The 21,373-nt window shown below is 56.0% G+C and carries 17 protein-coding genes; 10 read left to right on the top strand and 7 right to left on the bottom strand.

All coding sequences use genetic code 11. From position 1 onward, the window contains the following. Positions 1-231 precede the first annotated feature (231 nt). Positions 232-837 (bottom strand): hypothetical protein, encoded by a 606-nt coding sequence (locus GKC68_RS20895; protein WP_028722965.1) that lies wholly within the window; start codon positions 835-837, stop codon positions 232-234. Between the two features lie 559 nt (positions 838-1,396). After that, positions 1,397-2,557 (bottom strand): Gfo/Idh/MocA family oxidoreductase, encoded by a 1,161-nt coding sequence (locus GKC68_RS20890; protein WP_342656474.1) that lies wholly within the window; start codon positions 2,555-2,557, stop codon positions 1,397-1,399. Between the two features lie 274 nt (positions 2,558-2,831). On the opposite strand from GKC68_RS20890, the gene GKC68_RS20885 reads away from it, so the two are divergent. Together GKC68_RS20885 and GKC68_RS20880 are read left to right on the top strand one after the other, a co-directional pair. Beyond that, positions 2,832-3,707, top strand: coding sequence for a BadF/BadG/BcrA/BcrD ATPase family protein (locus GKC68_RS20885; RefSeq protein WP_064366266.1), 876 nt, complete (start codon positions 2,832-2,834; stop codon positions 3,705-3,707). Then, a complete protein-coding gene (locus GKC68_RS20880; RefSeq protein ID WP_110983095.1) occupies positions 3,704-4,822 on the top strand; it encodes an ROK family transcriptional regulator in 1,119 nt (372 codons plus the stop codon). The genes GKC68_RS20885 and GKC68_RS20880 overlap by 4 nt, the downstream gene beginning before the upstream one ends. 22 nt (positions 4,823-4,844) lie before the next feature. Here GKC68_RS20880 and ugpC read toward each other — a convergent pair whose 3' ends face one another. Together ugpC and GKC68_RS20870 are read right to left on the bottom strand one after the other, a co-directional pair. Beyond that, on the bottom strand, positions 4,845-5,936 hold the full coding sequence (gene ugpC / locus GKC68_RS20875) for a sn-glycerol-3-phosphate ABC transporter ATP-binding protein UgpC (RefSeq protein ID WP_047715291.1): 1,092 nt from the start codon (positions 5,934-5,936) through the stop codon (positions 4,845-4,847). 12 nt (positions 5,937-5,948) lie between these two features. Further along, positions 5,949-6,548: a GNAT family N-acetyltransferase gene (locus GKC68_RS20870; protein ID WP_110983093.1), complete on the bottom strand. Its 600-nt coding sequence runs from the start codon at positions 6,546-6,548 to the stop codon at positions 5,949-5,951. A gap of 526 nt (positions 6,549-7,074) precedes the next feature. Here GKC68_RS20870 and GKC68_RS20865 point away from each other — a divergent pair. From GKC68_RS20865 to GKC68_RS20850, 4 genes are all read left to right on the top strand, one after another. Further along, on the top strand, positions 7,075-8,406 hold the full coding sequence (locus GKC68_RS20865) for an extracellular solute-binding protein (protein ID WP_033778001.1): 1,332 nt from the start codon (positions 7,075-7,077) through the stop codon (positions 8,404-8,406). Positions 8,407-8,469: 63 nt separating this feature from the next. After that, a complete protein-coding gene (locus GKC68_RS20860) occupies positions 8,470-9,342 on the top strand; it encodes a sugar ABC transporter permease (RefSeq protein WP_342656473.1) in 873 nt (290 codons plus the stop codon). Beyond that, complete coding sequence (locus GKC68_RS20855) at positions 9,342-10,157, top strand: carbohydrate ABC transporter permease (protein WP_014595099.1); 816 nt, start codon at positions 9,342-9,344, stop codon at positions 10,155-10,157. Before GKC68_RS20860 ends, GKC68_RS20855 begins: the two co-directional genes overlap by 1 nt. 37 nt (positions 10,158-10,194) lie before the next feature. Continuing rightward, positions 10,195-11,526 (top strand): glycosyl hydrolase family 28 protein, encoded by a 1,332-nt coding sequence (locus tag GKC68_RS20850; protein ID WP_342656472.1) that lies wholly within the window; start codon positions 10,195-10,197, stop codon positions 11,524-11,526. 1 nt (position 11,527) lies between these two features. Here the strand turns inward: GKC68_RS20850 and GKC68_RS20845 are convergent, their stop codons facing one another. Further along, complete coding sequence (locus tag GKC68_RS20845) at positions 11,528-12,598, bottom strand: tartrate dehydrogenase (protein ID WP_014606905.1); 1,071 nt, start codon at positions 12,596-12,598, stop codon at positions 11,528-11,530. Between the two features lie 135 nt (positions 12,599-12,733). Here GKC68_RS20845 and GKC68_RS20840 point away from each other — a divergent pair, with 135 nt between their 5' ends. Beyond that, positions 12,734-13,666 carry a LysR family transcriptional regulator gene (locus tag GKC68_RS20840; RefSeq protein ID WP_252293927.1) on the top strand — a complete coding sequence of 311 codons (933 nt, stop codon included), beginning with the start codon at positions 12,734-12,736 and terminating at the stop codon, positions 13,664-13,666. Between the two features lie 154 nt (positions 13,667-13,820). Continuing rightward, a complete protein-coding gene (locus tag GKC68_RS20835) occupies positions 13,821-15,257 on the top strand; it encodes a methyl-accepting chemotaxis protein (protein ID WP_047715295.1) in 1,437 nt (478 codons plus the stop codon). Between the two features lie 164 nt (positions 15,258-15,421). On the opposite strand, the gene GKC68_RS20830 is transcribed toward GKC68_RS20835, so the two are convergent. Continuing rightward, positions 15,422-15,712, bottom strand: coding sequence for a DUF1330 domain-containing protein (locus GKC68_RS20830; protein WP_013024228.1), 291 nt, complete (start codon positions 15,710-15,712; stop codon positions 15,422-15,424). 11 nt (positions 15,713-15,723) lie between these two features. Beyond that, on the bottom strand, positions 15,724-16,587 hold the full coding sequence (yghU, locus tag GKC68_RS20825) for a glutathione-dependent disulfide-bond oxidoreductase (protein ID WP_042676616.1): 864 nt from the start codon (positions 16,585-16,587) through the stop codon (positions 15,724-15,726). A gap of 228 nt (positions 16,588-16,815) precedes the next feature. Between yghU and GKC68_RS20820 the strand changes: the two genes are divergently transcribed. Then, positions 16,816-17,733, top strand: coding sequence for an aminoimidazole riboside kinase (locus GKC68_RS20820; protein ID WP_342656471.1), 918 nt, complete (start codon positions 16,816-16,818; stop codon positions 17,731-17,733). Positions 17,734-18,237: 504 nt separating this feature from the next. Next, on the top strand, positions 18,238-21,324 hold the full coding sequence (locus GKC68_RS20815) for a beta-galactosidase (protein WP_342656470.1): 3,087 nt from the start codon (positions 18,238-18,240) through the stop codon (positions 21,322-21,324). The last annotated feature ends 49 nt before the right edge of the window (positions 21,325-21,373 follow it).

Below are 21,373 nucleotides of genomic sequence, written 5' to 3'. Positions count from 1 at the left end.
AAAACAATCAGATAGATTGTTGTCAGTCATAAAGTACAAAAGATGAAAGGCATTCTTATTTCGCTCTTCCCTGAAGCGTGATGATCCATATCTGTTAAATGTTATAGCAAAATTGGTATAAGTTTTGATTTTTTTGGCTAAAAGCTCTTAACAATGCATCTAAGGCAATACTTTAGACGGTGTTAATGGGGCTTTCCGATATGATTCAATAGTGCCAGGAGATAAGAAAGGTTAAAGCGTAAAGGGAATGAGATCGCCAGACGCGCGTTGTAATTGCCAGCCGCTAATGTTAAGTGCCGCGAGTTGCTCTGCTGATAACGTCGGTTCGTAACCGCGCACGATAATCTCGGCGCCTTTCCCTTTTAATGACTCAAGAAAAAAAGGAAATGTAAATTTCCGATAGTTGTCATTAAAGAATGAATAACTTAAGACAATGGCGGAAAAAGGAAAGGATTCGACGAAATGCCAGTCTGCGCCAGGCGGTGCGAAATCAAAAAGCCAGAAACGATAAGCGTTAATTAATTCCAGTAATTTTTCCTGATGGGCCCTGAGGTTGCGATAATTAATACCAATACGCACCCGCGCATCCTGGAGGTGTAAATAACGTTCGGGATGGTGAATCCATTCTTCTAACTGTGCATCACACAGGGGAATAATGATTAATGCTGCTTCAGTTGCAAGATGGTTGTGCAATGAAATAATGTTGTCATCGTTAAGTATCCTTTTCGTCGGTTGTGTGCAGTCCGAATTCGGGAGGTGGTAACAAATACCGGCCACCTGACTCGTGACGTGATGAATAGGCTCAGTAATATAAGGGTTATATCCGCTATTTTTCATTATCTCATCGAAACTATTTAACGTTTGCTGTGAATTATATTTTTTGCGTAACGAGAGGGAAGTCCGGCGATTAATATACGCGATTCTCCTGGCAACACACGTTTTTTATATATTAATCAGCACTTTTTTGTTATCCGTTATTTAAATTTATATGCACTCTAATGATAACGTTAAATGGTCTTTTCTGGCGTGACTACTCGTCGAAAGCGTTAATTCACCCTGCACGTTGTTTTGTAAAACGCGTAATAAACGTCATCTGATTATCAGCAGAAAGTGTCGTTCTGGTGTCATAACGGTCGCTTCGTTTACTGCTTTATCTTATCCTGAGTTAAGTTATCAGCAGAGCAGGCGGTTTTTTTTAATAATCATCCGCACGGGTCAATCCTCATGAAAAACGCAGGCGGAGACGCCCGATGCCGCGCGACGCCCGCCCGCAGGGCAGGAGGAATACAGGTGTAGTGGAATAAAAAAACCGGCCTGAGGCCGGTTTAAGTAGGGTACCAGTCGTCGAGCTATGTTTAACCTGACGGGCTCGGGGGAGTGAGCGATCAGGAGGGAACTAATGCGTTCCCGTTTTTCCCAGGTTGGCGTCAAAACGTGTCCAGCTTTCGGTCAGATCGATGACGCTGCGGGTTTTGCGTGCTTCATCAATCTTAATGGCCGTCAGGCCAGCTTCCAGTGCGTCAACAACAGAAACTTTTAACGGCGTTCCCTGCTTGATGTGCTTTACGATCTCTTCCGCCATTAAGGCATCGGCACCGTAATGACCGTCATAGGCGTTGCCGCTGTATGCGGTATCCACTTCTTTTTCGCCGGTGCGTGCGTTGTGCACGCGAAAATAGTTACGGACAAAATCGCCTTCAGCCATGCCGTCAGTGCCTATGACGCAGAACCGGCGAAATTCGTCCGGGACGTTGAGGTTAGCGTGAAAAGACAGCGTTGCGCCGCTGGCGTACTCAATCAGGGCGGTCTGGTAATCAACAATATCGGCATCACTGCTAAACACCGCGTCGGTACTCGACCAGCCGCTGGGCTTAGTGTGATAAATCTCAGACTGCTCGGTGATTGCGCCTTGTGGTGCATGCTGAGGCGTGAATGACTTGCGTCCGCCAAAGCTGGCCACCCGAAGGGGGCGCTCCTGAATTAATCCCTGGTAGAGATCGATGTCGTGACAGCATTTTTCCAGAATATAGGGACCGGCATATTTTTCGAGCCTGCGCCAGTCGCGCTGGAAGAATGCGCCATGATAAGGCTTGATATGTTCTGTCGCTTCAATAGACGTGATTTCACCCAGGCGACGATCGTCACGTGCTGCCAGCAGATCGTGATAGAGCGGCGAGTAACGCAGCACCAGCCCTACCAGAATACGGTCTTTACCATACTGCTGAACCAGTTTTGCCATCGCCATCGTTTGTTCTTCGTTAATCACGACAGGCTTTTCAGTAAACACAGTATAGCCTGCTGCCAGCGCCTGTGTGACATGCTCAAGGTGCATAAAGTTAGGCGAGCCCACCAGCAGCAAATCAAAACCACCCTGTTCCAGCAGCGCCTCAACGGAATCGAATGCCTTGCCGGGATCGATGCCGAAACTGTGCAGATTCGGCAAACCGGCCGGTGCTGGATCGTAATAACCTACCAGCGAAAATTCGGTATCAGCCTTGTGAAACTCTTTAACGACATGAGAAAGACGAAAGCCGAGACCAATAATGCCTACTTTCATGGTAAACCCCTGATCCTGAATTCTGACAACGGTGAGTACGCCGCTGACGGGACGCAACTATGGAAAGACTGGCTACCAACTTATTACGACAGAAAAACTAATGTCAATAACGCGTTGTGTGATTTGCATGCGTATTTTTAAGTATTTCATTGATTTTAATTAATAAATAGTTATTGTTTTTTGCCTATATTTATTTGTTATTGCGATTTAAGTTTTTTTCACCTATCGTTCGCAGATTACAGAATCGAGATGCGTTTACGGCGGGAGGAAGCGCGTGCAATCACACTATCTCCTTGGTATTGATGGCGGCGGTACGCAGTGTCGCGCGCGGTTGACCGACGCGAATGGCAACGTGCTGGCTCAGGCGGTGGGCGGCCCCGCCAACGTCTGGTCACAGTTTGATGCGGCGCTGAACTGCGTTGAGCAGCTCATGGCAGCTGTGCTGTCTCAGGCAGGGCTGACGCCACAGGCGCTGGCGCAGACCTCGCTGGTGGCAGGATTAGCCGGTGCGAATGTGGCCTCGGTTAAGGCGCGCCTGACGCAATGGCAGCCTGCCTGCGCGACCGTGCAGGTGGTCAGCGATGTTGAGATCGCCTGCGCCGGCGCCCATGCGGCGGCACCCGGTGCGGTTTTTATTATTGGCACCGGCAGCCAGGGCGCAGCCTGGGATGGCGAGCGGTTTACGCTGCTGGGCGGCTGGGGATTCGCGCTGTCCGATCACGGCTCCGGCGCTGAGCTGGGGCGACGCGCGCTGCGGCTGGCATTACTGGCCCATGAAGCCATCGTTGACAGCACAGACTTTACCCACGGCCTGATGGCACAGTTTAACCACAGCCCGGAAACCATGTTGATGTGGACGCGAGAAGCGATGCCCGCTGACTGGGCGCGCGTGGTGCCTGATGTTTTTGCCGCCGCGCACGCGGACGATCGTCATGCCGTGGCTCTCCTGCAGCAGACTGCAAGTGACATTGGCTTAATGGTCAGCCGTCTCTCAACCATCAGTCAGGGCTGCGTCGCCCTCATGGGCGGGCTGGCCACACCGATTCAGCCCTGGCTGAGCGCGGAGAGTCAGGCCCGGCTGGTCGCTGCGCAACACGATGCTCTGGACGGGGCATTAATGATGGCCCGGGCAAATCTGAGGACGCTATGATTGCTCCAAACGTTACCGCGCGCATTCTGAGACTGATTGTGGAACATGCGCCTGTCAGCCAGTCTGACCTCAAGGTCCGAAGCGGACTCAGCATGTCTACCGTCTCCCAGGCGACCAACCGACTGCTGGCGCAGGGCATCGTGCAGGAACTGGGGCTGCGCCGCGTATCAATGGGGCGGCCTAAAACCTTGCTGGGGCTGAATCCCGATCGCGCCAGCGTCATTGGCATTCAGCTTAACGCCGAACGTAACCTGATCGTCATGACCGACCTCAGCGGCAATCTGCTGGGGGAACAGCAGATGCCTTCCGGCGCCATCACGCCACGACAGCTGGGCGATGCGCTGGCTAAATTTCTACGCGGCGTGGAAGAAAAACAGGTGGGCGCGATTGGCCTGGCCTTATCCGGTTTAGTCGATGCCGAAAACGGCTACTGTATTCGTTCGAAAGTGCTCGACTGGGAGAATATCCCTATCGCGCAGATGCTGGAAACACGCTTTTCCCTGCCGGTATTTATCGAAAACGATGCCAATGCGATGGCGATGGCCACCCTGGTGTTTGGCCAGTTGGGCAATGCGCAGTCAGCGGTTATTGCGACTTACGGTAAAGGCATTGGCGCAGGCATTATTCTTAACCGCCGGCTGTATCGTGGACGACATGGTAAAGCCGGCGAGATCGGTAACGGCCTGGTAGGCGATGGCTCGCTGCGTCTGCTTGAGGACGTGGCCTCCTCCCGGGCAATTCTGCAACGTGTCCAGCAGTATGAAGCGGGCGATCCGCTAACATTGCAGGCGCTCGATCAGCGGCCCACGGCCGAGGTGCTGAGCGCACTGGAAGAGGCGGGACGTGAACTGGGGATTTCCCTGGCCAATCTGTCGGTGGCGTACGATCCTGACGTCGTGTTCCTGGCGATGGAACCGCACATGGCTTCACGTATTCTGCTGGACCACATTACCCAGAGCTTTCAGGCCTATCGTCTGAAGCTGACGCCACAGATGACACCGCTGCAGTTTCTGACAGAATCAAACCGCATGTGGGCGCTGGGCGCGGCAGGCTTTGCCGTAAATATGCTGCTCGATCTGCTCGCTGCCCAGGCGGATGAAGAACCCGTGACCTGACGGCGCCGCAGCGCCATCCTGTTTAACGCAGACGCTGCCCCTGCTCATCAAACAGCAGGCAGTGGTCTGCCGATAAACCCAGTCTGACCTCCACGCCTAAATCACGCCGTTGCGCCTCGCGCGCCTCAACAACCAGCATCTGTTCAATGCCTAAATCCAGGTAGAGATAATTGGTGTGGCCGAGCATTTCGGCAAAGGAGAGCGTGCCGCTGAACTGACGTTCGGCTGGCGTTTCCGCGGCTGGCTGCATGTGCTCGGGACGAATGCCCAGGGTGACGCGCTGGCCCTCGCGGCAGGGCGCCGCAATCTTTAGCACCAGCTGCGTTATCTTTAAATCCGGCACGCGTAACTGCACCTCACCCTGACCCGTGGCGGTGACTTCGGCATGGAGGAAATTCATCTTTGGCGAGCCGATAAAACCGGCCACAAACAGGTTGTCTGGATCGTTGTACAGCGCTAACGGCGCGCCAACCTGTTCAATCCGCCCTTTGCGCAGCACCACGATACGATCGGCAAGCGTCATCGCCTCTGACTGATCGTGAGTCACATAAATCATGGTGTTGCCCAGCGAGGCGTGCAGGCGGGCAATCTCGATGCGCATTTGCAGACGCAGCTCGGCATCCAGGTTGGAGAGCGGCTCATCAAACAGGAAGATGCGCGGATGGCGAATAATGGCGCGGCCAATGGCCACACGCTGACGCTGTCCCCCGGAAAGCGCCCGTGGCAGGCGATCCAGCAGTTCGGTCAGGTGCAGGCGCGCGGCGGTTTGTTCAATCGCCTGGGCTATCTCGGCTTTCGGCTTTTTCATCACCTCAAGCGGATAGGCCAGATTACCGCGCACCGTCATGTTGGGATAAAGCGCGTAAGACTGAAACACCATGGCGATGCCGCGTTCGGTTGCGGGCTGACGGGTCATGTCTTTATCGTCAATCAGCAATGTTCCGTCAGTAATGTCTTCCAGCCCGGCGATCATCCGTAGCAGGGTAGATTTACCGCAGCCGGATGGCCCAACGAACACCACAAATTCGCCGCTGTTTACCCTGAGATCGACGCCATGAATCACATCGATATGGTCATAGGACTTCTTAACGTTCTGTAAGCGCAGGCTGGTCATAAACTCTCTCACTTAAAGTAACTGGCCCATATATATGGCGTTGCTGCGCAGGATGTGGCTGAATCCCATGCGTTGATAGAACGCGCACACCTGTTCATTCTGCAGGCTGACGCCAAGGTGAACGCCTTTCACGCCGGCCTGGCGCAGCGCAGCCAGTTCCTGTGCAATCATCCTGCGGCCCCAGCCGCCTTGCTGCACCGGGGGCAGCAGATTGATATGTAAATGCGCGGGCCACTGTGTCACCAGCTGCGCATCGGCGCGCTCAGGCTGACGGATGCTGTCGAGAATTTTACTGTCATAGGGGGCGCTGGCGGTGCGGTCACGGTATTTTTCCTGAAGCTGAGGCCACCAGTGCTGCGCAAGCTGCGCTTCAAAGTCGCGGGTGTCGGGCGTCGCGACAACATAGCCCATCACTTCGCCTTCCACGTCCAGCACAAAGGCAAAATCCGATGCAAAGCGGGCGTAGGGCACCGCAAAGCGCTGTCCGGGATAGTCGGGATCGGAATAGTGGTTACGGGCATCCTTACCGGCATTGGCGGTCTCCAGACAGATGCGGTAAAGCGCTGAATAGTCCGACTCGGTGGCCGGACGAATGACACCTTGATTCGCCATCGTCATCTCTCACAGGTCAGTAGTTGAACAACCTCACGGTAATGAAAGCTGACTTAGTTTTCAAGATGGAATAATTGCCCCGCTATTCTGAAGTCGCCTCCGCTCGGATCTTATCAGCTGACCAGGCCAGTCCCTGTGGGCTTCTGTCGCAGGCGGTGAACCGGCTGGCGGCAATCGTCAGAGGAAATAAAAAGTTAAAAATGTGAGCGTCATATGATTTTCATATTATTTATCAGCAAGTTATTACGCCATTTTGAGGCTGGTTTATCGTGCTGTCCGGCGGCGAACGGACACCGATAACGCGCCAGATTTATGCGGATTTCTCTCCGCTTATGCTGAGCGCTGCCCTGCCAGTGTGTTTTTTTGCGCAGGCTCACAACCTGGCAATTCCCACGGTGGGATGTTTGACTTTATTTTTTTATTAAAGTAACTATGAGTGAGAAGGTGATTTATGCGGCGACAGTCTGCGGGATTGCAGACCCTGTGAAGAAAGGATGCCCATCCTGTATTGGAGAAAGTGAGCATGATGTCTGATTCCTCAGTTCGTTCGTTCCGTTTTCGCACTTCGGTTCGTAGCCTGTTGGCGGCGGGCTTGCTGATGGGCAGCGTTGCTCATGCCGACAGCACCGTTACCCTGAATGAATGGGATATCTACAGTTATCCTCAGCAAACGGCGGCCGTCGATGAAGGTATTAAAGACTTTTCCCGGCAAAACCCCGGTATCGTTATCAACCGGTCCGTGCACTCCTTTGAAGACACGCGCATTCCTCTTAAGTTGGCCCTGACCGCAGGTGAAGGTCCGCAGATTGCCCAGGTGAATCAGGGCGGCGGCGATATGGGATCGCTGGTCAAAGACAAACTGCTGCTGCCGCTGGATAGCTATGCGGCCGAATACGGCTGGACCCAAAAATTTCCGGACTCCATTCTCAAGCGTAACCGCTGGTCTGACAGCGGCCAGTTTGGCAGCGGCAAGCTTTACGGCGTGGCCAGCCTCGGTGAAATGGTTGGCCTCTATTATAACAAGGCGCTGCTGGATAAAGCCGGTATTGCGGTACCGAAAACCCTGAGCGAGCTTGACGCCGCAATGGCAAAACTCAAGGAGCAAGGCACGCCGCCAATGATGCTGGGTTTATTAGACGGCAACATGGGGCAGCAGTTGCTCAGTACGCTGTGGGAAGCGCAAATTGAAAGCAGCGACCGCAAAAAACTGGATGATTTGATTTACGACGTGGGCGGCACGTTCAAAGATGACAAGCTGAAAAAAGCGGCCACCATGATGAAAGGCTGGGCTGATAAAGGCTATCTGTTCCCGGGCTATCAGGGCATTGGTCATGATGATGCTGCCACGTTATTCCAGAACGGTCAGTCAGCGTTCCTGGTGAGCGGAACCTGGTATCTGGGCCAGTTTAAAGACAACAAAGATATTCACTTCACCGGGATGCCAGCCGGTGACGGCGTTAAGCAGCCGTTGATGGTCGGCGGAACCGATTTGGCCTTCTCGATGACCAGCATGGCGAAAACCAAAGCCCAGCAGGATGCTGCCGCCAAATTTATTAACTATATGGTGTCGGACAGCATGGCAAACCGCTGGCTGAACGTTGGCTTCCTGCCGGCCAGTACGAATAAAGACGCAAAAATCCCGGCGGATAATCCGCTGTTGGGCGAAGCCTGGCAGGTGTGGCTGAACCTGAATGCCTACGACGGTCTGGGCCATTATGTCGACTGGGCAACCCCGACCATGAACGCCGAACTGAATCAAAACGTTCAACTGCTGCTGGCGGGCCGACAGACGGCTGAGCAGATGGTGATTAACTTCGATAACAACTATCAGCGTTACATGAAAACCCTGAAACACTAAGCCGGTTGCCCGGCAGCGAAACTGCCGGGCCTGAATGTCGCTCTGACTACGACGAGTACGGTTATGTTGAATCAAAGCAGTTGGCGTAATTTTCTCTATCTTCTTCCCGCAGTCCTGGTTTATGGCCTGTTTCTACTGTTACCGCTGCTCGCGTCGTTGGGAATCAGCTTTACCGAGTGGGATGGCACCTCCCGGCCAGTTTTCGCGGGCATCAGTAACTACCTGCGTATGTTCAGCGATCCGGTCTTCTGGATTGCCCTTGGCAATAACGCCATTCTGATGCTGTTTTATACTCTCCTGCCGATTGGCGTGGGGCTGCTGCTGTGCAGCTTTCTGTATGAAACCCGAAACAATACCGAGCGCAGCGTGCTGCGTATCCTGTTCTTCCTGCCTTATATCATGCCGATGGCGGTTCTCGGCGTCGTCTGGCGCTGGCTGTACAATCCGGCCTTTGGGCCCATCGATCAGGTCCTGCGCGCCATCGGATTGCCGCAGTTGGCGCTGTCCTGGCTCGGGGATTTTACCTGGGCACTGCCGGCCGTCGGCATGGTCGCCACCTGGTACTTTTTTGGTTTCTGTCTGGTGCTGTTCATGGCGGGACTGCAGCGAATGAATCCGTCCCTGCTTGAAGCTGCGGACCTGGATGGCTCCTCGCGCCGCCAGAAGTTTATGCGCATTACGCTGCCGGGACTGCGTCCGGAGCTGCGCATCGCGCTGTTGCTGACGGTCATTGCCAGTCTGAAGGCGTTCGATCTGGTGTACGTAATGACGCAGGGCGGCCCTGGCACCTCCACCATGGTGACCAATATCTTTATGTACAAGCAGGGCTTTGATCTGCATTACTTCGGCTATGCCTCATCAGTTGCCGTATTCAGTATGGTCATTGTGTTAGGGCTTAACTACCTGATCCATCTGGCATTGAAGGAACGTTACTGATGAAAAGCACGCCGATTATTTCTCGTGCGCTGATCTGGATTGTGGCGCTGATGACCATCATGCCGTTTTTAATGGCGTTGATGACCTCGTTTAAAACGCAGATGGAGCTGTTCCAGGGCGTGTTTCATTTGCCCGCCTCACTGAATGTCAAAAACTACATCACCGCCTGGCAGCAGGGGCACTTTAACGTTTACTTTATGAACTCGGTGCTGGTGGTGTTTCCGGTGGTGCTGAGCAGTATTTTGCTGGGTATTCTGGCCGGATTTGGCTTTGCCTTACTGAAAATTCCGGGCAAGAAAGTGGTGGCGGCCATGCTGGCGCTGGGCATGGTGCTGCCGAGTGAAGCCTTTATTATTCCGCTCTATCATGAACTGCACTGGATGGGGCTGACCAACACCTATCTGGCCCTGATTCTGCCGCAGGTTGCGCTGTCGCTGCCGTTTACCACCCTGATGATTGCCAGCGCTTTCCAGCAAGTGCCTAAGGAGTTAGTCGAGGCGGCGGTGATGGATGGCGCGCCTCGCATTAAAATCCTGTGGGGGATTTTAGTTCCGGCCATCTGGCCCACGATCTCCACGCTGGCCCTGCTGTTGTTTATCTGGACGTGGAACGAATTCCTTATTCCGTTGATTTTGGTCAACAAAGATGAGCTGCGAACCTTGCCCATTGGCATGATGTTTTTCCAGAATAAGAACACCATTGATATCCCGGTGCTGATGGCTGGCGCGATGATCGTTATCATGCCGCTTATCGTGGTTTTCCTGTTTTTCCAGCGCAAGTTTATCAGCGGCGTAACGGAAGGTGCGGTGAAGTAAGCGCACCGGGTCATCTCTCACTCACTAAGGCCGGACGATGCATCTTTCCCTTGGCGATTTTCATCCCGTCGCAGACGGCGAAACCCCTGATACACGCCTTCTGCAACAGGCGATTGACCAGATTGCGGCGGCGGGCGGTGGGCGACTTACGCTGCCGCCGGGGCGTTATCGCAGCGGCTGCCTGAACCTTCCTTCCGATTTTGAGCTGCACCTTGAAGCCGGCGCAGTGCTGGTTGCCAGCCGACATCTGGCGGACTACCAACAGTGGAAAGCGCTGAGCTGTGCCGAGAAATCGCACAACGTCCTGCTGTATGCGCTGGGGCAGCGTAACCTGACAATTACGGGGCAGGGCCATATTGAAGGAGACGCCGAAGCGTGGTTTGCGGCGGAGCCTGACGACCAGGGCTACCGGGTTCCAAAAGCAGACAGGCCACGCATGATCGTGTTTGAGGATTGCGAGCAGGTCAGATTGCAGGGCATCAGCCTGATCCACGCACCGATGTGGACGGTGCACCTTGTCAGCTGCCGCCATGTGCATATCGAACGTCTGACCATTGATAACGCCATGACGCTGCCCAACACCGACGCACTGGACATTGACAGCTGCGAGGCGGTATTTATCAGCAACAGCTATTTCAGCGCGGCAGATGATGCGATTTGCATCAAAACCACCTTCAAGCCCGCTGGCCTGCGTCGTCCGGCGCGACGCATCGCGGTGAGCAACTGCCTGCTGCGCAGCGACAGCTGCGCCTTGAAGATCGGCACTGAAACCTGGGACGATATTGAAGACATTACCGTTTCAGGCTGCACCCTGTTTGATTCCAACCGCGGCATCGGCATTGTGTCACGAGATGGTGGGGCGATACGGCGCGTCCTCTTCAGTACGATCGCCTTTAGCTGCCATCATGTCGCCGCCTGCCACTGGGGCAAAGCCGATCCCATTTTTATCTCCGTGCGGACCCGCGATCCGGCGGTGCTGCCGGGTATCGTGGAGCAAGTCCAGTTCAGTCAGCTCAGCGGCGTGGCAGAGGGCGCGATCAACCTGCATGCTGCCCAGCCAGGCTGGATCCGTGATATCTCACTCAATCAACTCCATCTGCGGCAAACTGTCGCGCAGGGCGTGCAGGGGCAGTACGATGTGCGGCCGCCCTGTAATCCCGACTCTCCCACCGGGATGGGGCTGGATAATGCTTACCGGCTGGACAAAACCACTGGCGAGGCTTACGGCGTTGAGCGCTATCCCGGCGGGCTGCCGGGACTGTTTGCGCGCGGCGTAGAGAACCTGCAATTGAACAACCTGACGATTCAGCGGCCTGAGCCGCTGCCGTCAGGCTGGCATCCGGACAGCATCGTGTTGCTGGCAGACTAAGTTACAGCGCCGCCGCGATAGCGGCACCCAACTGCTGCGTATCTGCGCTGCCGCCCAGGTCGCGGGTTAAATGCTCACCGGCGGCCAGGGTACGCTCAATGGCGTTCAGCACGGCATCACCGGCTTCCTTATAGCCGAGATGCTCCAGCATCATGGCACCACACCAAATCTGGCCGATCGGGTTGGCGATATTTTTACCGGCGATATCGGGCGCCGAGCCGTGTACCGGTTCAAACAGGCTGGGGAATTTGCCTTCCGGATTGATATTGGCAGACGGCGCGATGCCAATGGTGCCGGTGCAGGCAGGGCCGAGATCCGACAGGATATCGCCAAACAAATTGCTGGCAACCACCACATCAAACCAGTCGGGATGCAACACAAAATTGGCGGTAAGAATATCAATATGATATTTATCCACCTTGATCTCGGGATAGTGCTCACCCATCGCCTGAACGCGGTTATCCCAGTAGGGCATGGTAATCGCGATACCGTTCGATTTGGTGGCAGAGGTCAGGTGTTTTTTGGGCCGACGCTGGGCCAGTTCGAAGGCAAACTTCAGAATGCGATCGACGCCCACGCGGGTCATGACCGTTTCCTGAATGACCACTTCCCGCTCGGTGCCGGGGAACATGGTGCCGCCCACGCTGGAATACTCGCCTTCGGTGTTTTCCCGCACCACGTAGAAATCGATATCGCCCGGCTTACGGTTGGCTAACGGTGCTTTCACGCCGGGCATCAGGCGTACCGGACGCAGGTTCACGTACTGATCAAACTCACGGCGGAACTGTAACAGCGATCCCCAGAGCGAAACATGATCCGGCACCACGTCAGGCCAGCCAACCGCGCCAAAATAAATCGCATCGAACGTTTTCAGCTCAGCAAACCAGTCGTCCGGCAGCATTTTGCCATGCTGTTGCCAGTATTCTGCGCTGGCATAATCGAACCACTCCCAGCGCAGTGGGATGTTGAACTTCTCTGCCGCCACGTTCATCACGCGCACGCCTTCTGGCATCACTTCTTTGCCAATGCCGTCGCCGGGAATCACGGCAATACGATGGATCTTCTCTGTCACTGGGCACCTCTGAGGTGGGTAGGGTGAGTCGGTCAGGTTTCCGCATGCTGTCTTGATGCAGCTTGATTTATGACCGGGCGTTAGCGCAGTATAACTCTCCACCTGTGGTAAACAATTGGCCTTAAAGTTAATCCCATGTTGAATCAAAGTAGAGAATCAAGGACCTCAAGTGACGATCTGGCGTTTTTCCTGCGCGTGGCGTCACTGGGCAGCCTGACGGCGGCTGCGCGGACGCTGGGGCTTTCTCTGGCGGCCGTGAGCAAACGCCTGAGCCTGCTTGAACAGCGGCTGGGGGTGCAGTTGCTACGCCGCAGCACGCGCAAGCTGGAACTGACGCCCGAAGGCCGTCGATATCTGGAAGGGGCTCGCCCGTTGCTGGAGCAGTTGGTGGCGCTGGAAGACGCGGTGAGCGGGGAAACGGCCGAGCTGCGCGGCACGCTGAATATTAATGCCTCGTTTGGTTTTGGCCGCCGCCATGTCGCGCCCTGCGTGTCTGCCTTTGCTGCTCTGCATCCTCATCTGGCGCTTTCCCTGCAGCTCAGCAGTCAGCCGCTGAATTTTCTGGATGCCCATGTGGACATCGACATTCGCGTCGGCGAACCGCCAGACTCACGGCTGGTTGCCCGGAAACTGGTGCAGAACCCGCGTGTACTTTGCTGCTCGCCCGCCTACGCCGCTAAACACGGGTTGCCGGACAGCATCCGGGCGCTGGCGCAGCATAACTGCATTTTGCTGAGGCAGCATGACAGCGATTTCGCCCTGTGGCGTTTTGTCAGCGATGCGGAGAGCCTGAGTCAGAAAGTCCGCGGCAACCTGATCACGAACGATGGTGAGGTGGCGATGCGCATGGCGCTGGATGGTCATGGCATCCTGCTGCGCTCCTGGTGGGATGCAAAACACAGCATTGCAGCCGGGGAGCTGTGGCATGTGTTGCCTGAATGGCGGTCACCGGACGGCGATATCTTCGCTGTGTGGCAGGCGCAGCGACAGCAGCCCTCGCGCCTCATGGCGTTTGTGGCCTTTCTGCAGGAAAGGCTTCAAAGCGATAGCGCGTTAACTCATCTGTGATATCCCACGCAACTTTTCTGTAAATCATAATCACTATTAAAGTATTTTCAGGCAGCGTCGATACCGATCTTATGTGTCTGCGCCCGTTGCGTAGGCCGAATGTGGGCACGCCTCTGGTCTGAGGCGCGGTTTAACCTCTGGTGGATGCCTGGCGATGAATACAGATTTAACCCGCTCCGGGGATGGCGTTTCCCCTCAACGTATTGCAAAACAGGCAGACAGACTGATTGTCATGCTGTGTTGGATCATGGTGGTGATTTCAGCCATCGTCGGAAGCCTGTACCAGTCAACCTGGCTGGCGATAACGGTCGGCACCGGGCTGGCACTGGTCGCCACGCTGGTGGGATGGCTGGCAAACGGCACGCTATTTTCACGCTTATGGCTGGCCTTCACGCTCATCGGCTTTGCGGGGTTGCTGATTCAACTGGGCCAGGGCGAAACCGAATTCCACTTTTCGGTGTTTGTCTTGCTGTCGGTATTGCTGGTCTATCGCGACAGCCGCCCCTTGATGATGGCCGCCGCGACAGGCGCCGTTCATCATCTCCTGTTTAACTATCTGCAGGAACACGATCTGTTTGGCATCGTGGTCTTTCACCATCCCGGTCTGGATATGGTGCTTTTCCACGCGCTGTTTGTGGTGGTACAGACCGCGATGCTGGTGCTTATCGCCCGGCAGATGGCCGCCGATCTACGCACCTCAAGTGAGGTTGCGCAACTGGCTGCCCGCATCAACCGTGAACCGGGTTGCCTGACGCTGTCGGTGGAAAATCAACAGAGTGAAACGCCATTTGCCAAAACCTTTAGCCAGACCCTGAGCACGATGCGCGGTACGTTGAACCAGGTCAGCCACGGCGTCGCGGAACTGCTGCAGGAGGCCGACAGCATGCTGTCGCGTAACGCCGCCCTGTCGCAGCGCACCGATGAACAGGCACAGGCGCTGGAGGTGGCGACCACCGCGATGTCACAAATCAGCGTTGCCGCCAGTCAGGCGAAGGATAAGGCGCAAACGGCCTGCGATCTGGCTCATGAAACCCGCCAGGTAGCGAATAAAGGTCAACAGAATATTCAGCGGGCGATGGCCTCCATGGCGCAGATTAACGTGGAGTCAGGCCGGGTTAAAACCATTCTTGAGCTGATTGACGGCATTGCGTTCCAGACGACGATTTTGTCCCTGAATGCCTCTGTAGAAGCCGCTCGCGCGGGTCAGGAAGGCCGGGGTTTTGCCGTGGTGGCCAACGAAGTGCGCAGCCTGGCATTGCGGTGTGAAAATGCCGCTCGTGAGATTCGCCAGCTCATGGATGTGTCCAGTTCCAGCGCCGAGCAGGGTACCGCGCAGGTTGATCAGGCCGCCCAGACCATGCAGGCCATTCACGTCAGCATCGACAGCCTGTCACAGCTGGTGAACGAGCTGTCGGAGATGAGCGTGCAGCAAAATCAGAGTATCGAACAGATTCAACACAGCATTAACAGTATTGATGACAGCGTGCATCATAACGTCAAACACGTGACCGAAACGCTACAGGTGGCGCAGCACCAGCGTCAGCAGGCGAGCACGTTACAACAGGCCATCTCACTGTTTCGTTTTAGCTAGACGAGGCAGGCAGAAGCCGTCATGAGGCGGTTCTGGCGGAGAAAACACGGACGTCATTGCCCAGGTCGGAAGCATGCCGTATCAGCCGCGTCGATGAGCGCGAGTGCCCCTGCAGGCCAGATGGACCGGCCTGCGGGGCAACGGCGGGCAAGGCCGCAAAGTGATTAATCGACGCCTTTCACCAACAGTACGCGATAAGTCGCGCCCTTCAGGCGGTGCTGTTTCGCCTCCTGATATTCCGGGCTGTCATACCAGGCATGGGCGGCGTCGGTGCTCGGAAATTCAATAATCACCACACCTTCCGCCTCGGGGCCTTCCAGGGTTTCCAGATCGCCGTAAAAAGCCAAAGGCTTGATGGGATGGTTGCCATGGGCTTTGCCGGCTTTATCGGCGTAAGTCACCATTTCATCCTGATCCAGGGTGTTGTCACGAATAAATACGACGTAAGCGCTCAACGTTTTTCTCCTCAGGCTTGCTTGTCTTGGGTTTGCGTATCAAAGTCCGATGCGTCATGGCGCTCGCGCAGCTGATCGGCGGGTTCGCCCATCACTCGGTTCACCTTGCGGCCGCGCATAACGGCCGGACGCAGGGCGATCTCTTCGGCCCAGCGCACCACGTTTTTATAGGACTGAAGATCGAGGAATTCTGCCGCATTGTACTGGTTGTACAGCACCATGCTGCCGTACCAAGGCCAGGTGGCGATATCGGCGATGGTGTAATCGTCACCCGCCAGATAACGGTTATCGGCAAGCTGACGGTCCAGCACGTCAAACTGACGTTTGGCTTCCAGTGAGAAGCGGTTGATGGCGTATTCAATCTTTTCTGGCGCGTAATGATAGAAGTGACCAAAGCCGCCGCCAAGATAGGGCGCGGAGCCTTGCAGCCAGAACAGCCAGTTCAGCGTTTCGGTGCGTTTGGCCGGATCTTTCGGCAGGAAATAACCGTATTTTTCCGCCAGGTACAGCAGGATGTTACCGGATTCAAATACGCGAATCGGTGGAGTGGCGGAATGATCGCACAGTGCCGGGATTTTGGAGTTGGGGTTGATCTCCACAAAACCGCTGGTGAACTGATCGCCTTCACCAATATTGATCAACCAGGCATCGTACTCAGCATCGTTGACGTTCAGCGCCAGCAGCTCTTCCAGCAGAATCGTCACTTTCTGGCCGTTAGGCGTGCCCAGAGAATAGAGCTGCAGCGGATGCTTACCAACCGGCAGGGCTTTTTCATGGGTTGGGCCAGCGGTAGGGCGGTTAGTTTTGGCACCATTACCTTTCGCTTCCGGGTCCCACTTCCAGACTTTAGCGGGCTGATAGTGTTGTTCAGACATGATGAGGTTCGCCTTTTTGTGTTTGGAGTTTTCACGAGTGTAGCAGTTGCCAGCGCGCGGGTTTAACCCTGGTGGCGGTGACTTTGTATCGCTTTACTACAGCGCACAAGACAGCTTTACCGCCAGTACGAAGAGATTTTCCCCGCACAAATCACAGTCATGACGCCTGAGCAATGCTAAGCTAAAACGGTTTAGTAAAATTTAGCTTTATCTGCGTAGGAGAGAGGTATGTCAGCACGAGTGTGGTGTCTGGGTGATGCCGTGGTGGACCTGCTTCCGGACGGGCCGGGGCATTTAATACAGTGTGCAGGCGGAGCGCCCGCCAATGTGGCGGTGGGCATTGCCCGCTTACAGGGCCGCAGCGGGTTTATTGGCCGGGTAGGGGACGATCCTTTTGGTCACTTTATGCAGCACACGCTGGCGACTGAACAGGTTGATACCCGCTATATGACGCTGGACAGCGCCCAGCGCACCTCAACGGTGGTAGTGGCGCTGGATCAGGAAGGTGAGCGGACTTTTACCTTTATGGTGCGCCCCAGCGCAGATCTGTTTCTGGAACAGGGCGATCTTCCCAGGTTTGAGCAAGGTGAATGGCTTCACTGCTGCTCAATTGCCCTGGCGGCAGAACCTTCGCGCTCCACCACCTTTTCTGCCATGCAGCAGATCAGCGATGCCGGCGGCTTTGTGAGCTTTGATCCTAATATTCGTCACGATCTGTGGCACGACGATACCCAACTGCGTGACTGTGTGAACCGGGCGTTGCAGCTGGCTGATGTGGTTAAGCTGTCTGAGGACGAGCTGGCTTTTCTGACTCCGGCGGCGCAACACGCTGACAGCATGCAGGCGCTGGCGGAACGCTTTGCAATTAGCCTGCTGATGGTCACCCAGGGCAAGGCCGGCGTGAAAGTCTGGCATCAGGGTAAACATTATCATTATCCCACGCTGCCTGTGGTGAGCGTGGATACTACCGGCGCAGGGGATGCGTTTGTCGCCGGGCTGCTATGGGGGCTGGCGGAGAAGGGGATGCCCGCGAATGAGGCCGGGCTGGCGGCACGACTCAGCAGCGCACAGCAGTGTGGGGCGCTGGCGACGACGGCAAAAGGGGCGATGACCGCGTTGCCTTACCGTCACCAAATTGAAGGATGATATCCCGATAACGCCACGATGCACTGACCGGCAACCCTCGCCCGTGTCCGGTCAGTCAGCGGGTGCAGCGCCGAACGGGTTCAGCCGCTCATCCAGCGGGCCTGTCATCACTCAAGGTTACAGCGCCCGTTACCTCAGGCCGGGCAGAGCGATCGGCACCTGTCCACGCTGATGACCTGGCCGCTCAGGGTGAACTGACGGCTGGCATAAAGCGTGGTCGGGCTTTGTCTGTCACCGCCACTCAGGCTTTACTGTTGCCCAAACATGCCGAGCCTTTTCGCGCATTGATCAGTTCCCGCGGCCATCCGCCCGTTGTCAGCGCTCCCCGTTCGCGCATCCTGAGCGGGGCCGGCAAGACAGCGACCTCGATCATAAATGTCACTGCCGATCCTGCTTTGCTGTGAGGCAGTTCACTCATTCGCCCTTCGTTGCTTTACATGCCCATTCCTGCCTCGTAATGTCATCTTAATGTGAGCGGATAACAATTTTACGCAGGAGACTGCCATGACCCTGGACAGAGATTCATTAGCGGCCGTACTCGCCCGGCGCGACTGGGAAAACCCCGGCGTCAGCGAACATAACCGGCTGGAAGCCCATCCACCGTTTTACAGCTGGCGCAGCGCTGAGGCGGCCCATAACAACACGCCATCGGCGCAGCGTAAAAGCCTGAGCGGCGAATGGTCGTTTGCCTTTTTCCCTGCGCCCGAGGCGGTGCCGGATAGCTGGCGCACCCAGGATTTGCAGGCGGCAGCGACGATTACCGTGCCGTCAGTCTGGCAAATGCAGGGCTATGATGTTCCGATTTACACCAATGTTACCTATCCCATTCCGATTGATCCCCCGCGCGTTCCGGCTGAAAACCCTACAGGATGTTATTCGCTCACATTTAATGTGGAGGCAGACTGGCTGCAACATGGACAAACCCGAATTATTTTTGACGGCGTGAATTCAGCCTTCTATCTGTGGTGCAACGGACGCTGGGTGGGCTACGGGCAGGACAGCCGCTTGCCGTCTGAATTTGATCTGAGCGAATTTCTGCGCGAAGGTGAAAATCGCCTGGCGGTGATGGTGTTGCGCTGGAGCGATGGCAGCTATCTGGAAGATCAGGATATGTGGCGCATGAGTGGTATTTTCCGCGATGTTTCCCTGCTGCATAAGCCTGCCAGCCATCTTCGCGATCTGCACATTCGTACGCATTTCAATGACGATTTCAGTCGTGCGCGGCTGGAAGCTGAGGTGCGGGTCGCCGGAGCACTGGATGACGATTTACGGGTCAGCGTGCAGCTCTTCACGGGTGACACGCTAACCGGAGAAGCGACGTCGCCCTTGGGCAGCGCGATTATTGACGAGCGCGGCGCGTGGCGCGATCGGACAACGTTGTGCATCAACGTTGCCAACCCTGCGCTGTGGAGTGCGGAAACGCCGCATCTCTACCGGGCGGTTGTGCAGTTACACCGGACGGACGGTACGCTGATTGAGGCGGAGGCCTGCGACGTGGGATTCCGTCACGTCAGCATCGAAAATGGCCTGCTGCTGCTCAACGGTCAGCCACTGCTCATCCGCGGCACTAATCGCCACGAGCATCATCCTGAACGCGGTCAGGTGATGGATCGTGACACTATGGTGCAGGATATTTTGCTGATGAAGCAGAATAACTTCAACGCGGTGCGCTGCTCCCATTACCCTAACGATCCCCTGTGGTATAGCCTGTGTGACCACTACGGCTTGTATGTCGTCGATGAAGCCAACATCGAAACGCACGGCATGGTGCCGATGAATCGCCTGAGCGACGATCCCGTCTGGCTTCCCGCCATGAGCCAGCGCGTCACGCGCATGGTGCAGCGCGATCGAAATCACCCCTGTATTATTATCTGGTCACTGGGTAACGAATCGGGCCACGGTGCTAACCATGATGCGCTCTACCGCTGGCTGAAAAGTGAAGATCCTTCCCGCCCGGTTCAGTACGAAGGTGGTGGGGCCAATACCGCAGCGACCGATATTATCTGTCCGATGTATGCCCGGGTCGATGAGGATCAACCTTTTCCGGCCGTGCCAAAATGGTCCATAAAAAAATGGCTGTCTATGCCAGGCGAGCAGCGTCCGCTTATTCTCTGTGAATATGCTCATGCCATGGGAAACAGCCTTGGTGGCTACGCGAAATACTGGCAGGCATTTCGTCAGTATCCGCGCCTGCAGGGCGGTTTTGTCTGGGACTGGGTCGATCAGTCGCTCATAAAATATGACGATAACGGCGAACCCTGGGCTGCCTACGGTGGCGACTTTGGTGATACGCCTAATGATCGCCAGTTCTGCATGAACGGGCTGGTCTTTGCCGACCGGACGCCCCATCCCTCGCTCTATGAAGCCCGCCATGCGCAGCAGTTTTTCCAGTTCAGGCTGCTACCGGGCAGCGAGCGCACGCTGGAAGTGACCAGCGAATACCTGTTCCGCCACAGTGATAATGAAATCCTGCACTGGTCGGTGGCTCAGGATGGCAACCTGCTGGCCGCCGGTGACGTCACGCTGGATATCGCGCCACAGGGCCGCCAGCAGATCGCACTGCCGGAGGTGCCGCTGCCGCAATCTGCAGGCCAGCTCTGGCTGACGGTGCGGGTGGAACAGCCTCAGCCGACGGCCTGGTCAGAAGCCGGTCATATCAGCGCCTGGCAGCAGTGGCCACTGGAGGCGATCCTGAATGTGGCCCTGCCGCCTCAGGCGGCGAGTGCGCCACAGCTCAGCTGCGGCGAAGACACCTTCAGCGTGGCGGTGAACAACCAGCGCTGGGCATTCAGCCGTCAGCAGGGCGTGCTCACGCAGTACTGGATCGACGATCAGCCGCAGCTCCTGTCGCCGCTGCGCGATCAGTTTACCCGTGCGCCGCTGGATAACGATATCGGCGTCAGCGAAGTCACGCGCATCGACCCTAATGCCTGGGTAGAGCGCTGGAAAGCGGCGGGGCATTATCAGTCTGAGGTCACCACCCTGCAGTGCACCGCCGAAGCGCTCTCCGACGCCGTCCTGATCAACACCGTCCATGCCTGGCAGTTCCAGGGCAAAACGCTGTTTATCAGCCGTAAAGCCTACCGTATTGATGGATTTGGCGAGATGGCGGTGACGGTCAACGTGGAGATCGCGAGCGGCACGCCTTATCCGGCACGCATCGGTATGAGCTGTCAGCTCACCCAGATCGTCGAGCGAGTGAACTGGTTAGGCCTGGGGCCGCATGAAAATTACCCGGATCGCCTGACCTCGGCCTGTTTCGACCGCTGGGACTTACCGCTGAGTGAAATGTACACCCCGTACGTCTTCCCCACCGAAAACGGCCTGCGCTGCGGCACGCGTGAACTCAACTATGGTGCGCACCAGTGGCGTGGCGATTTCCAGTTCAACATCAGTCGCTACAGCCAGACACAGCTGATGGAAACCTGCCATCGCCACCTGTTACGGCCTGAGGCGGGCACGTGGCTCAATATTGATGGCTTCCACATGGGCGTCGGCGGAGACGATTCCTGGAGCCCGTCGGTATCACCGGAATTCCTGCTCAGTGCAGGACGTTACAGCTACCAGTTTATCTGGGGGCAACAAAAATAATGAGCAGGCAGGCTCGCGCCTGCCTGACTCTCGCGTAAGGACGTCCAAT

It is taken from the genome of Pantoea sp. RSPAM1, from assembly GCF_038816185.1.
GTDB lineage: Bacteria > Pseudomonadota > Gammaproteobacteria > Enterobacterales > Enterobacteriaceae > Pantoea > Pantoea ananatis.
Note: the sequence above shows the minus strand (reverse complement) of the source record. Positions and strands in the feature narration are given on the sequence as shown.

Bases quoted from the DNA above. Each gene is read 5' to 3' on its own strand.
- GKC68_RS20895 (WP_028722965.1), bottom strand. From the start codon at position 837: ATGAAAAATAGCGGATATAACCCTTATATTACTGAGCCTATTCATCAC.
- GKC68_RS20890 (WP_342656474.1), bottom strand. From the start codon at position 2,557: ATGAAAGTAGGCATTATTGGTCTCGGCTTTCGTCTTTCTCATGTCGTT.
- GKC68_RS20880 (WP_110983095.1), top strand. From the start codon at position 3,704: ATGATTGCTCCAAACGTTACCGCGCGCATTCTGAGACTGATTGTGGAA.
- ugpC (WP_047715291.1), bottom strand. From the start codon at position 5,936: ATGACCAGCCTGCGCTTACAGAACGTTAAGAAGTCCTATGACCATATC.
- GKC68_RS20870 (WP_110983093.1), bottom strand. From the start codon at position 6,548: ATGGCGAATCAAGGTGTCATTCGTCCGGCCACCGAGTCGGACTATTCA.
- GKC68_RS20865 (WP_033778001.1), top strand. From the start codon at position 7,075: ATGTCTGATTCCTCAGTTCGTTCGTTCCGTTTTCGCACTTCGGTTCGT.
- GKC68_RS20860 (WP_342656473.1), top strand. From the start codon at position 8,470: ATGTTGAATCAAAGCAGTTGGCGTAATTTTCTCTATCTTCTTCCCGCA.
- GKC68_RS20855 (WP_014595099.1), top strand. From the start codon at position 9,342: ATGAAAAGCACGCCGATTATTTCTCGTGCGCTGATCTGGATTGTGGCG.
- GKC68_RS20850 (WP_342656472.1), top strand. From the start codon at position 10,195: ATGCATCTTTCCCTTGGCGATTTTCATCCCGTCGCAGACGGCGAAACC.
- GKC68_RS20840 (WP_252293927.1), top strand. From the start codon at position 12,734: ATGTTGAATCAAAGTAGAGAATCAAGGACCTCAAGTGACGATCTGGCG.
- GKC68_RS20835 (WP_047715295.1), top strand. From the start codon at position 13,821: ATGAATACAGATTTAACCCGCTCCGGGGATGGCGTTTCCCCTCAACGT.
- yghU (WP_042676616.1), bottom strand. From the start codon at position 16,587: ATGTCTGAACAACACTATCAGCCCGCTAAAGTCTGGAAGTGGGACCCG.
- GKC68_RS20820 (WP_342656471.1), top strand. From the start codon at position 16,816: ATGTCAGCACGAGTGTGGTGTCTGGGTGATGCCGTGGTGGACCTGCTT.
- GKC68_RS20815 (WP_342656470.1), top strand. From the start codon at position 18,238: ATGACCCTGGACAGAGATTCATTAGCGGCCGTACTCGCCCGGCGCGAC.